Source organism: Xanthobacter sp. NM-59 (assembly GCF_021401125.1).
Classification (GTDB): domain Bacteria; phylum Pseudomonadota; class Alphaproteobacteria; order Rhizobiales; family Xanthobacteraceae; genus Xanthobacter.
This window is the reverse complement of the sequence record NZ_JACBFQ010000001.1, coordinates 823,834-836,789: the sequence shown is the minus strand read 5'-3', so window position 1 is coordinate 836,789 and position 12,956 is coordinate 823,834. Positions and strand designations below refer to the sequence as shown.

Annotated in this window: 7 protein-coding genes and 1 tRNA gene; 4 read left to right on the top strand and 4 right to left on the bottom strand. The window is 66.4% G+C overall.

Features of this window, described 5'->3' with window-relative positions; genetic code table 11:
* Positions 1-63: 63 nt before the first annotated feature.
* The 3 genes from L0966_RS03935 (at position 64) to L0966_RS03925 (ending at position 5,965) form a co-directional block, all read left to right on the top strand.
* Positions 64-2,349, top strand: coding sequence for a DUF3141 domain-containing protein (locus L0966_RS03935; protein WP_234050520.1), 2,286 nt, complete (start codon positions 64-66; stop codon positions 2,347-2,349).
* 325 nt (positions 2,350-2,674) lie between these two features.
* Complete coding sequence (locus tag L0966_RS03930; protein ID WP_234050519.1) at positions 2,675-4,456, top strand: type I secretion system permease/ATPase; 1,782 nt, start codon at positions 2,675-2,677, stop codon at positions 4,454-4,456.
* A 3-nt stretch (positions 4,457-4,459) separates the two neighbouring features.
* Positions 4,460-5,965, top strand: coding sequence for an HlyD family type I secretion periplasmic adaptor subunit (locus L0966_RS03925; RefSeq protein ID WP_234050518.1), 1,506 nt, complete (start codon positions 4,460-4,462; stop codon positions 5,963-5,965).
* Between the two features lie 227 nt (positions 5,966-6,192).
* Here the strand turns inward: L0966_RS03925 and L0966_RS03920 are convergent, their stop codons facing one another.
* The 4 genes from L0966_RS03920 to L0966_RS03905 form a co-directional block, all read right to left on the bottom strand.
* Complete coding sequence (locus tag L0966_RS03920; RefSeq protein WP_234050517.1) at positions 6,193-8,319, bottom strand: fibronectin type III domain-containing protein; 2,127 nt, start codon at positions 8,317-8,319, stop codon at positions 6,193-6,195.
* Between the two features lie 275 nt (positions 8,320-8,594).
* Positions 8,595-9,467, bottom strand: coding sequence for a hypothetical protein (locus L0966_RS03915; protein ID WP_234050516.1), 873 nt, complete (start codon positions 9,465-9,467; stop codon positions 8,595-8,597).
* 186 nt (positions 9,468-9,653) lie between these two features.
* Complete coding sequence (locus L0966_RS03910) at positions 9,654-10,664, bottom strand: NAD-dependent epimerase/dehydratase family protein (RefSeq protein ID WP_234050515.1); 1,011 nt, start codon at positions 10,662-10,664, stop codon at positions 9,654-9,656.
* A 682-nt stretch (positions 10,665-11,346) separates the two neighbouring features.
* Entirely contained in the window at positions 11,347-12,507 is a 1,161-nt protein-coding gene (locus tag L0966_RS03905) for a septal ring lytic transglycosylase RlpA family protein (RefSeq protein ID WP_370640614.1), read from the bottom strand.
* A 269-nt stretch (positions 12,508-12,776) separates the two neighbouring features.
* Between L0966_RS03905 and L0966_RS03900 the strand changes: the two genes are divergently transcribed.
* A tRNA-Ser gene (locus L0966_RS03900) sits at positions 12,777-12,866 on the top strand.
* Positions 12,867-12,956: the final 90 nt, after the last annotated feature.

Below are 12,956 nucleotides of genomic sequence, written 5' to 3'. Positions count from 1 at the left end.
ATGTGCATTGCGCGGGCGCGCGGGGGGCGGAACGTCGGGTCGTTGCTGGCCGAGGAGGGTTCCATGCACCCCATGGACATGATGAAGGTGTACGCCCGCGTGGGCGAGGTCTACCGGGCGCGGATTGGCCAGGCGGTGGCGGAGTATGGGGAGGCCCTGCGCGGCGCCGCATCAAGCCTTGCCGGCTCCGCGGCGCCGAAGGATCCGGCGGAAGTCTGGCGGGAGGCGGTCTCCTATGGGTTTGACGCCGCGCAACGCGGGCTGCTGTTCTGGGATACGCTGCGCCAGCGCGGCAATAATTGGCTCGCCCATGAAAAGGCGGGCAAGCCCCCCTTGCTCGCGTTCGACTTTGAGATCGTTGCCGACGCGCGCACTTTCGAGCGCCCGGCGAATTACGCGCTCGCCCGCATCCTGCCGCCGGAGGGCCTGACGCCCGCCGGGGGCAAGCGGCCCTTCCTCATCATCGATCCCAGGGCGGGGCACGGGCCCGGCATCGGCGGGTTCAAGCGGGATTCGGAGGTGGGCTTCGCCCTGCGGGCGGGGCACCCGGTCTACGTGGTCATTTTCTTTCCGGACCCGGAGCCGGGCCAGACCCTGGCCGATGTCTCGCTGGCCGAGGCCGAGTTCCTGCGCATTGTCCACGCGCGCCACCCGGCGACGGACAAGCCGGTGGTGATCGGTAACTGCCAGGGCGGCTGGGCGGCGATGCTGGTGGCCGCGCTCGATCCGGACAATGTGGGCCCCATCGTGGTGAATGGCGCGCCCATGTCCTATTGGGCGGGCAACGATGCCGAAAACCCCATGCGCTATGCGGGCGGCGTGCTGGGCGGCACCTGGCCGGCGCTGCTGGCCAGCGACCTGGGCGGCGGGGTCTTCGATGGGGCCTGTCTGGTGGACAATTTCGAGTATCTGAATCCGGCCAACACGTATTTCACCAAATACTACAATCTTTATTCGCGGATCGATACCGAGGCGCCGCGCTTCCTGGAGTTCGAGCGCTGGTGGGGCGGCTATTTCCTGATGAACCGGGCCGAGATCAAGTGGATCGTCGAGAACCTGTTCGTGGGCAACAAGCTGGCCGCCGGCAAGGCGGCCTGGGCCGAGGGGCGGACCTTTGACCTGCGCGCGGTGCGCTCGCCCATCATCGTTTTTGCCTCGTTGGGCGACAACATCACGCCTCCGCAGCAGGCCATCAACTGGGTGGCGGACCTCTACCCCACAACCCAGGCGCTGAAGGATGCGGGGCAGGTGATCGTGGGGCTGATGCACGAAAGCGTCGGCCATCTGGGCATCTTCGTCTCGGGCGCCGTGGCGCGGCGTGAGCATGCGCAGATCGTCGATCTCCTGGAATATGTGGAGGCGCTGCCGCCCGGCCTCTATGGCATGCGGATCGAGGAGATCCAGGAGGACGGCGCGGTGACCTATGACGTCACCCTCACCGAGCGCAAGGTGGAGGACCTCGCCCAGCTGCAGAAATATGGCCGCAGGGATGAGATCCCCTTCGAGGTGGTGGCTAATGTGTCGGACGCCAATGCCCGGGCCTATGAGGCCCTGGTGCACCCCGCTCTTTCGCGGCTGGTGACGCCGGAAATGGGGGCCGCGCTGCGCGCCTTCCACCCGCTGCGCGTCGCCCGCTGGGCCTTCTCCGATCTCAATCCGTGGCTCGTTGCGCTGGCGCCGCTGGCGGAGTTCGCCCGCAGCCAGAGGACGCGGCGCGACGAGGCCGGAGTGTTCGCGGCGTGGGAGCGCTTTTTCGCGGCGTCCGCCACGGCCGGCTGGGATTTCTACCAGCGGATGCGGGACGCGAGCGTGGAAACCGAGTTCTTCCGGGTCTATGGCAGCCTTGCCATGCTGGATCCTGACCTGACGGCGCCGGCCCATCCAAACCTGGTGGAAGAGCCGCCGGCGGAGGTCGCTTCGGCCATGGCGGCCATGGGGGAGGGCGGCTTCACCGAGGCGGCGGTGCGCGTCGCCCTGCTGGCGCGCCGGCTCGGCGCCGGTATCCAGCGCCTGTCGGCCCTAAAGCAGATTCGCGAGCTTGTGGGCGACGAGGTGGGCCTTATCGCCCTGCCGGCGGATGAGGCCCAGGCCCTGGTGCGACGCCAGGCCATCATCGTCAATCACGCACCCGACGAGGCTTTGGCGACCCTGCCCGCCTTGCTGCACAGCCTGGGTGAGCGCCAGCATCTGGTGGAGCTGCTCGACCGGCTGTTGACCCATCTGCCCGTGGGGGAACGGCAGGCGGCGTTCGCATCGGACCTGCGCCGATTCCTGGCATCGGCTCCGCTGCCGCAGCCGGACGGGCAAATGGCGGCGCTGGCCTCATCCTCGCGCGCCGCCCGCCACTGAGGCGGAGAGCGAGTGACGATCCAGCCGTGTTCTCGCGCCCGGTTCCTGCGCCGTGCGGGCTGATCGCGCGTCCGTGTTCGGCACGCCGCATCTCGTGATTTGAACCGGGGGGTGAAGTGAGGGGATACCTCGGCCAACTGTCGAGGTCGCGTTTCTGCGGGGCATCAGGGCCTCCGCCTTGGGCGGGAACATGCAGCCTCTCCCCTTCTCGATCCGGGGGCTCCAGGGTCGGTAATGAGGATGAGACATGGTCACTCCACCCGCGGCGGGGAGGTCGTCGAGCGCGTCGTCACAAGCCCTGGGGTCCACGCCCCTGGATGCCGGCATGGACACGATCCGTCCGGCATTCGTGACGGTGGTGGTCTTCAGCTTCTTCATCAACATCCTGGCCCTCAACGGGCCGCTCTACATGATGCAGGTCTATGATCGCGTCCTGGCGAGCCGGAACCTTGAGACGCTGGTGGTGCTCACGCTCATCGCCGCCTTTCTCTATGCGGTGTGGGCGGCGCTGGAGAGCCTGCGCGCCCGCATCCTGGCGCGGGCCGGCGTCGCCTTCGACGAGGCGGTGAACGCTCCGGTGTTCGATGCGGTGTTGCGCCTTGCCGCGCGCCAGCCCGGCTCCGGCCAGGCCCAGCCCTTGCGTGATCTGGAGACGGTGCGCGATTTCTTCGCCGGCGCCGGCATCACCTCGCTTTGCGATGTGCCGTGGGTGCCCATCTACATTGCCTGCGCCACTGTGCTTCACCCCCTTTATGGGGTGCTGGCGGTGGCGAGCTGCGTGTTTTCCGGCGTCATTGCCGTGCTCAATAATCGCAGCACCCGGCACGCGCTGGAACAGGCCAACCGGGCCAGCATCGCCGCCACCGCGGCGGCCACCGCCACCTTCCGCAATGCGGAGGTGCTGAAGGCCATGGGCATGGCCGGGCCGCTGCGCCGGCGCTGGCGCAAGGTGCATGACGATGCCCTGGGATGGCAGGGGCAGGCCGGCGACCGGGGAGCTGTTCTGGTGGCCCTCACCAAGTTCAACCGCGCCTTGGTTCAGAGCGCGGTGCTCGGGCTCGGCGCCTATCTCGCCATCGAGCGCGAGATCTCGCCGGGCATGATGATCGCCGGCTCCATCCTGCTCGGGCGCTGCATTCAGCCCATCGAGCAGGCGGTGGCCAACTGGAAGTCCGTGGTGCAGATGCGCTCAGCCTACGAGCGCGTGCAGCTTCTGCTGCGGGCCGCGCCGGCACCCGGCCCGCGCCTGCAACTTCCCGACGCGAGGGGCGAGGTGAGCGCGGAGACCCTGTTCATCCGCGCACCCGGGCGCGATGTGCCGGTGATCCGCAATCTCTCCTTCAAGCTCCCAGCCGGGGCTTCTCTCGGCATCGTGGGGCCGACAGCGGCGGGCAAGTCCTCCCTCGCGCGGGTGCTGGTGGGGGTGTGGCCGGCGGCGGCGGGCTCCATCCGCCTGGATGGTTCCGAGTTCGCCCATTGGGATGAGGAGCAGCTGGGGCGGCAGGTTGGCTATCTCCCCCAGGATGTCGAGCTGTTCTCCGGCACGGTGGCCGAGAACATTGCCCGCTTCGCCGAGCCGGACGACGCCCATGTGGTGGGCGCGGCGCGCATCGCCGGGGTTCATGAGATGATCCAGCGCCTGCCGCAGGGCTACAATACGCAGATTGGGGAAGGGGGCGTCGCCCTCTCCGGCGGCCAGCGCCAGCGCATCGGGCTGGCGCGCGCGGTCTATGGCATGCCGGCTCTGGTGGTGCTGGACGAGCCCAATGCCAGCCTTGACCCGCCGGGCGAGCAGGCCCTCGCGGAGGCCATGCGACAGCTGAAGGCGGCGCGCCGCACGGTCATCATCATCAGCCATCGCCCGGCGGGGCTGGGCCAGTGCGACTTCATCCTGGGAATCAAGGACGGAACCATGCAGGCCTTCGGCCCGCGCGAGCAGACCCTGGCTAAGCTGGCCAATGGCGGCAACGCGGCGGTGCGCCAGCGTGTCCCGCTCGCGCCCAAGCCGGCGGCGGGCGCCGCGCGCGGCGCGGGGGCGATGCCGGCCGGCTGGGCGCCGGGCCCCACCGCAGTGGCGATGCCCGCAGCCGTCCAGAAGGAGGCGTGAGCCATGTCCATGCTCGATCACGGGCGTCAGGTCGGCGCCATCCTGCGCCAGGGACTCGCGCGCGGCCATCAGCTGGCACGCCATCCGGTGCTTTCCGACCTCACGCGCCGGCTGCGGGAGAACACCGCGCTCATGCGTGTGGGGGGCTGGGCGCGCGAGCGTGTCGCCACCCTCTTCGGGCCGGTTGAAGCGCCTCCGCCCGGCGCCGTGCCGCCGCCCTCGGGTGACTACCGCGTGTTCGCCCGCGCCGGCTATGGGTTGATCGCGTTCACCTTCCTGGGGCTCGGCGGCTGGGCCTCGCTCAGCAATGTGGACAGTGCCGTCATGGCCCCCGGGGTGGTGGCCGTGGAAAGCATGCGGCAGGTGGTGCAGCATCTCGAGGGCGGCATCATCGGCCAGATCCTGGTCAAGGAGGGGGACGAGGTCGCCAAGGACCAGGTGCTGTTCCGCCTCACGGACACGCTGCCGAAGGCCAATTACGACGCCGCGCTGGCGCAGCTCGGCGCGGCGCTGGCCATGGAATCGCGCCTTTTGGCCGAGCGCGACGGCCTGACGGAAGTGACCTTCCCCTCCGAGCTTTCCGACCATACGGACCGCCCCGCCGTGCTGCGGGCCATGATCGACCAGCTCACCCAGTTCAAGGACGGGCGAGCCAATTTCGACAGCCAGATCGAGATTCTCGACGGCCGCGTCTCCCAGTTCAACACGGAGATCGAGGGCCTTGCGCAGGAGCGCTCTTCCGCCCGGCAGCAGCTTTCCTTTGTGGAAGATGAGCTGAATTCCGTGCGCGTGCTGGAGCGCAAGGGGCTGGTGAACAAGTCGCGCGTGTCCCAGCTCGAGCGGGAGAAGGCGCGGCTGGACGGCGTGGTGGGCCGCAACATCGCCGATACGGCGAAGGCGCACGGCTCCATCAGCGAGATCAAGATGCAGATCGCGCAGCTGCGCCAGCAGCGGGTGGAGGATGCCGGCAAGCAGCTCCTCGACGTGCGCCAGAAGCTCAATGATCTGCGCGAGCGCGCGCGGGTGGCGCAGAGCGTGCTCGATCGCGTGGAAATCCGGGCGCCGCGCGCCGGCACGGTGCAGAATATCAACCCGCGCATCTACACGGTGGGCGCGGTGGTGCGCCCCGGCGACACCATGCTGGAGGTCGTGCCCGTTCACGAACCCCTGGTGGTGGACGCCCAGGTGCCCGTGCAGGATATCGACCGGCTGGAAAACACCAATGAGGTGGAGGTGAAGTTCCCCGCCTTCCACGCGCGCAGCACGCCTTTGGTGCTCGGCCGTCTGCAATCGGTCTCCCGCGACCGGCTGATGGACGAGACCACCCATGAACCGTTCTTCCTCGCCCGGGTGGCGGTGGCCGACACCGACATTCCGCCGGACCTGAAGGCCCGCCTTCGCCCCGGCATGAATGCGGAGGTGGTTTTCGGTACCGGCGAGCGCTCCGTGCTCAGCTATCTGGTGCGCCCCTTCACCGACGCCATGAGCCACGCCATGACAGAAAGGTGAGGGCGCGAGCCGCATCCCTCGTCCAAAACATCGGCGATGCCCGGCCCAGTGCCGGGCATTTTCATGTCCGCGGCCCGCCGAGGCTCCTATTAGGCGCGAAGGCAGCGCAGGGGGATGGCCAAAAGAAAAGCGGCCGGCTGAGGGCCGGCCGCTTCCTGTTCTGCGTGATCCTCGGGCGTGCGCGCTGCCGGCTCGCCCGGGGATGGGGCCCTCCGGGGGGCGCGCGTTCAGACCGTCGCGAAGATCTTGCTGAAGTCGTAGTCGTCCTGCGTCACGCCGCTGCCGACGGGGGAGACGAAGCCCACCACATCGCCATTGTCGCGGCCCAGGGACCACATGGAAATGCCGGCCACGTCATCGTTGGACTGGACATAGTCCACCAGCTGCTGCGCGTCCTCCAGGGTGAAGATCTCGGAGGTGACGTCGTTGATGCCGATCATCGGCGTGATGACGATGTCGGTATCAAGGCCGATCTGGCTGAGCTGGGCGAGGGTGGCTTCCGCCGCCGAAATGGCGTCGTCGCCCATGTCGCCGCTGTCGTAATAGTCGCCATAGTCCATGGCCATGATGTTGACGGCGGAGATCTGCACGCCCGCATCCATGGCCGACTTCAGAAGGTCCACCCCGTCCTGGGTGAGGCCGTCGGTGAGCACCGGCAGGGTGAACGACACCTCAAGGTCGGGGTTCGCATCCTGCAGGGCCGCGAGGGCCTCGTTGCGCATGTCGTTGGCCGCGTCGTTGGCGATCGAGGCGCCCTCGATGTCGAAGTCGAGCTTCGTCACGCCATACTTGTCGATCACCGACTGGTAGGCCGCCTCGAGCGCATCGGCGCTGGAGAAGGTCTGCGCGGCTTCCCGCCCGTTGGCGCCACCGAAGGAGATGGTGACGTCGACGCCCATGGCATGGAGCTCGTCCACCATGGACGAGATGGTGGTGCCGTTCGAGAGCGCGTCATCGGCGATGCTGCCGGTGCCGCCCCAGCCGATGGTGTCGGTGCCGGAGGACAGCACGAAGGCGAGCGTCACCGCATCCAGGCCGGCTTCGGAGACCATGCTCACGAGGTTCTGGCTCGTGGTGAGCGACATGTCGACATAGGGCGAGAAGCTCTTGTCGGTGTCGCTCACGCTCCCCGTCTCGGCGGTGGTCACGCTCAGGGTGTCGGAGGGCTGGGAGGAGCCGGCCTCGTCGAGGGCCACGACCGTGAAGGCATAGGTGGAATCGGCATCCAGGCCCGTCACCTTGAAGTAGGTGCCCGAGGTGGTGCCGATGAGCTCGCCATCCTGGTAGATCTCATAGCCGGAAACCGTGCCCACGCCATCCACCTCGGCCGCGTCCCAGCGCAGGGTGAAGGAGGTGTCCTTCACGCCAGAGGCGGCCAGGTCGTCCGGCGCGTCCGGAACCACGGGCGTGGTGTCCATGTAGCCGATGAAGGTCCACACATTGCCGCTGCCTTCGGTGCCGCTGTGGCTCGCCGGGTCGTCGCCCTGGGTCCACCAGTTGGCCTCGTACACGGCATTGCCGACGCTCACCTGGTCGCCGGCCACATAGACGCCGGAGGACGCCCAGGCCGCGGCATAGTCAGCCTCCTCGCCGCCGTCGCCGGTGTTCCCGGTGTCACCCGTATCGCCGGTGTCTCCGGTATTGCCCGTATCACCAGTGTTCCCGGTGTCTCCCGTGTTCCCGGTGTCACCCGTGTTTCCAGTGTCACCGGAATTGCCTGTGTCGCCGGAGCCGTTCGAGCCGGAAAGGGCGCCCTGCCACTCGGTGAGCGCGGAGCTGTCCTTGGCAACGATATTGTCGATGCTCAGGTCCGCCAGGGTCACGCCGGAGAGGGTGTAGGTCTGGTCGTTGGAGGGAATGGAAATCACCACCGAGCCGTCGGCCTCGGAGATGGTGAAGTTGTCGGCCGAGAACCAGCCGAAGTCGAGCTTGTCTGTTTCCGGGTTGAAGTTCAGCACCGTGTCCGAACCCCAGGACCAGGTGATGGTCGTGGTGGTGCCGCTTCCGTCATTGCCCGAGCCGGTATTGCCGGTGTCACCCGAGCCGCTGTCGCCGGAACCACCGGGGGTGGTGCCTCCGGAAGAACCGCCGGAGCTGGAAAGCGCGTCGGTCCACTCCGTCACTGCGGAGCTGTCCTTGGCCGTGATGTTGGCGAGTGTCAGATCAGACAGTGACACTCCTGCCAGAGTGTAGCTCTGATTGTTGGACGGGATCGAAATCACCACGGAGCCGTTCACTTCGCTGATCGCGAAGTTGTCGGCATTCATCCAGCCGAAATCGAGCGTATCCGTTGCGGGATTGAAGTTCACAGTCGCCTGCGAACCCCAGGCCCAAGTGATCGTGGTCGTTGTCATTCTGGCTCCTTTTCGCCGCCGCGGCAAAAGGAGCCGAGTGGCCCCTCATGGTCAAGCTTCTCCAGGTCATGTGTTTGTGAGAACTGCCATGATGTCGGGTTTGTGAACTAAGTCGCGAATATTTCTCCTTAGATGAAAGTGGTTTTCCGAGAAACGCGGTGCGGTACACTGCAATCGAATATTGAAATATGAGCGGTGATATCGCACAGGAGGTATCAAATGGCCGTTATCGCGCCATGAACACGCAACGGTGATTTGATTTCCGCGACCCGCAGTCAGGCCGGCTCAGCGGCCCGGCTCTCTCTCATGGACAAAAGCGCGCCCACGAAGAAGCCCAGTGCGCCGAGGAAGAGGCCCATATTCGCGAGCATGGGAATCCAGGCCGCCTCCGGCCCCCGGGGCACATAGGCCAGGAGCGCGGCGACCATGAAGGCGATGCAGCCGAGCAGGTTCGTGAACACGATCTGCCATTCCAGCGACCGCGGCTTCCAGCTCCAATAGCGGTGGCAGGTCTCGATGAAGGCGAGATAGCCGGACACGAGGAACAGCACGGAGCCGATCATATCCGGGCCCCAGATGGCCAAGTTCTGCATCAGCCAGCCGGGGGGATCGACGATCGAGTCGAAGGTGTTGAAGTTGAAGGCCACGGTGCCGATGAACTGGGTAAAGGTGCTGAGCCAGCCCACATTGCGCGGGTGCCAGCCCATCAGCGCGATACGGCGGGCCGGCACCGTTGCCGGGTCCACCACGAACGGGCCCGCATTCGCCGCCTGGAAATGCTGCATGTAACCGGCGGTGGTGAAGGGCAGGGACCCGGCGAAGAAAACGATGTTCACAAGCAGCGCCGAAGGCTGCCACGGCCCCTCGGGGATGAGCGCCAGCGCGCTTCCCAGCATGAACAGGAACGAGCCGATGGCGAAGATGAGGCCGGTGGCCCAGTTATAGCCCTGGGTCTGCCAGAGGGGGACGGAAGCCGTTTCGAGCGCGCGGGCGCGGCGCACCAAGCCCTTCCGGTGCTGGCGCGCCTTCCAGATAATGTGCCGCCCCGCCAGCACATAGCTTCGGAAGGTAACGAACGGCCAGGGGCCGGCGAAATGGAGATGGCGGGCCACCAATCCCTTCAGCTCGAGGGCGAACGGATCCTTCATGCCATCGCCCCCTTGGCGCGCGCGGGGCGGTGGGCGAGCGTGTCCCCCATCGGCGCTGTTCCGCGAGCTTCAGGTTTCCCTCAGGGTGTCCGCGCGGCGGCCACCGGTATCCGGGGCTTCCTGGCACATTTCAGGCCCTGCCGAAAGGGGGCGAAGAGCCCCCGGCTCTATGCCCGGCTAGGGCGTTCAAACGCCGTAATAGTCCCGGTACCACGCAACGAACGACTTCACGCCCTGGTCGACGCTGGTGGCGGGCACATGCTGTGTCAGTGCGCGAAGCAGCTCCGGCGAGGCGTAGGTCTGTGGCACATCACCTTTCTGCATGGGCAGCATCTTGCGAATGGCGGGGATGCCCACGGCCGCCTCGATGGTGTCGATGAAGGGAAGTAGCCCCACCGGCTGGCCTCCGCCGATATTCACCACCCGATAGGGCCCCTGATGGGAAAGGGAATCGCTCACGCCCGGCGTGGTCACCCTGTTGTGCTCGCCAGGGGCGATGGGGATGAGGCGCACAACGGCTTCGATGAGGTCGTCCACATAGGTGAAATCCCGCCGCATCTGGCCCTGCCCATAGATTTCGATGGGCTGCCCCTTCAGAATGGCGGAGACGAACTTGAACAGCGCCATGTCCGGCCGCCCCCAGGGGCCATAGACCGTGAAGAAGCGAAAGGCGGTGATGGGCATCTTCCACAGATGGGCATAGCTGTGCGCCATCAGCTCGCCGGCCTTTTTGGTGGCGGCATAAAGCGTTAGCGGCTCGTCCACCTTGTCGGCTTCCTCGAACGGCACTTTCTGACTGGCGCCGTACACGGAACTGCTGGATGCGCTCAAAAGGTGCTGCACCTGCCAGCGCTTCGCCACCTCCAGCACATTCCAGGTGCCGAGCAGATTGGAATCCACATACGCCTTGGGATTTTCAAGGCTGTAGCGGACGCCCGCCTGGGCCGCGAGGTGAATGATCACCTCCGGCTGTGCGAGTTCCGCCGCGGCGGCGAGGGCCTCGGCATCCTCCAACTGGCCCAGCACGGGCTGAAACGCCTCGAAGCGGGCGAGAATGGCGTGCCGGGCTTCCTTCAGCCGCACATCGTAATAGGGGGTCATGCCGTCAAAGCCGACGACCCGATGCCCTTCTCCCAGCAGCCGTCTGGCGAGGTGAAAGCCGATGAAGCCGGCCGTGCCGGTGATCAGAAAGCGCATGGGGTGGGCTCTATCAACGATGGCCACAGAGAGACTGCCGCGACACCAGCGGCGCGGGACGAACTCATGAGCACGGAGATGGGCGGGAGGATGACAGCGTCCAGTGCGATGTCTCGGGAAATGCGATGTCTTCGGGAATGATCGCGTCGTCCTTATCACACGTTGGTGGCGCATGATCCCGGTTGGAGGCGGCGCCCGGCGCATGGCTGGCTTGTGGCATGCGGCCAGGGACCCCGCCGGCAACCCCATCACCGCAGCTGTCTAGAACATTTCGCCACTCCACGGAATTGGGGAGGTGCTCCCGATCATGGCTTTGGCGGGCTTCCTTCCCGCACCGGCTCTGCGTTCTGCGGCCGCGCCGTGGCACGCAGCGGCCGCCGTGATGAGCAGGTGTTTCGAGGGGCAGGCGCGTCAGCACGTCTCACGGTTCCGCGGGTCGGGATGGGCACCGTGATTCGAAGGGTGGCTGTCTCGGTTCCTCGGCGTTGAGAGGAGAGGCCTCTCCCTTTTGCCGGGACCTTTGCGCGCGGCCATCTGCGAAAGCCGCTCAATCAACGGCGCGCGCTATCCGCGCGCAGCCTTCACCTTTGTCAATGTAGGGTAAGGCGAACAGATAGGGCCCTCGCCGGATGCGTCGTTCCGATGAGTCCTGCTTGTCGTGACTGGAGCCGGGAAGAAGAGCTTAGTTGCCAGACGCCGAAACGCCGGCAAATCCCAGACCGCTGACTGCAGCCGGCCCGGTCGACCACCCGTTGGAAGCGACATTCACCGCACGCGGCTGCGGCACCGTGGCCGCGACGGCCGACGGCGAAATCGCTCCAGAGCCGGCGCGGGCCGGAGCGGGCTTCGCGGCCGCGGACTTGTCGGCGCCCGAGTGCGACGAGGGCTTCGCGTCGGCCACCTTGGTGGAGCCGTTCGGCTTGGCGGCCGCGCCCTTGGAGTTCGTCGTGTTCTTTGTCGCGGCCGCCCGCGCGGGCACCGGCGCTGCTTCCTCTTCGGCCGCGGCCACTTGCACCTGGTCATCCGCCCCAAGGTCATAGGGCCGGCTGAGCGGCAGCGGGGCTTCCGACGCTGTGGCGGGCACCGCCTCAGGAATATTCGGAACAAACGGCTTGGCCGAGGCAACCATGATGCCAGAATCAGCCGGGGCCTGGGCCGGGCCGCCATCCTGGCGCAGTGTCATGGCAAGCTTGGTGTCGTCGGAGCCGTCGAGCGGGGCGCGCCCCACATATTCCACCCGCACCTTCGCCACGCCGTATTTGGCGAAGCCCAGGAGTTCGGCGGTGTGGTAGGAAACATCGACCAGACGCCCCTTCACGTAGGGACCGCGATTGTTCACTCGGGCGATGATGGAGCGCTTATTGGCAAGATTCGTGACGCGGACATAGGATGGCATCGGCAGGGTGCGATGCGCGACGGAAATCGAAGCCATGTCGAAGACTTCGCCATTAGCGGTCTTGCGGCCGTGGAAATCCCGCCCGTACCAGGACGCTGTGCCTTCCGCGACATAATCAGGATCTTCTGCCGGATAATAGGTCTTTCCGGCCACCTGGTAGGGCTTGCCTACCTTGTAGGAGCCGCCGCCCTTTGGAACAGGCTGCCCGTCGGCGACAACCCTGGGACTGACCTCGACGCCATAAGTGGGGTCGAGTCGGTTGTTTGCCGTTTCAACCGCGCTGCAACCTGCCAGCGAAAGGCCGACCAAGGCGCCACCGGTAAGCAACATGAAGCCACGCCACGAAGAGGCTGCGACGGGTGCCATGGGCTGGCCGCCCGCTGCATTCGCCAGATCGTTCGACGCGCGCCTTTTGCTCATCCGCGGCTTGCCCCCGGTTATCGCCATGCCGTTTCGCACTATGCCACAAAGCTAGAGGCCTGAGGCAAGTACCTTCGCGCGGCGCAGTCGAACACCCCGCACGCTGGGCAAAGAAGAACACGAAAGGCGGCGAAAATGGGGCGGGCGCGACGGAATGGTAAACAGATCGTGGCTGATCGAAGGCGCGAGCTGAGCCGCCGGCACTCCCGAGACGGCAAAAGTGGGGGTGCGCGGAGGCGAGGCCTCGACGGATACGCCACGCATTTGCTAAGAGCCCGACTGCTTACCACGGCGCAGGAAGGGTGGCCGAGTGGTTTAAGGCAGCGGTCTTGAAAACCGCCGTGGGTGCAAGCCCACCGTGGGTTCGAATCCCACCCCTTCCGCCAAATCACCCATCACAGCCGGTCGCCGACGGTCGCCGGCCCTTTGACATCAAAGGAAATCTCCCCTCTTCTAGTCACTGGCGGTCACGCCAG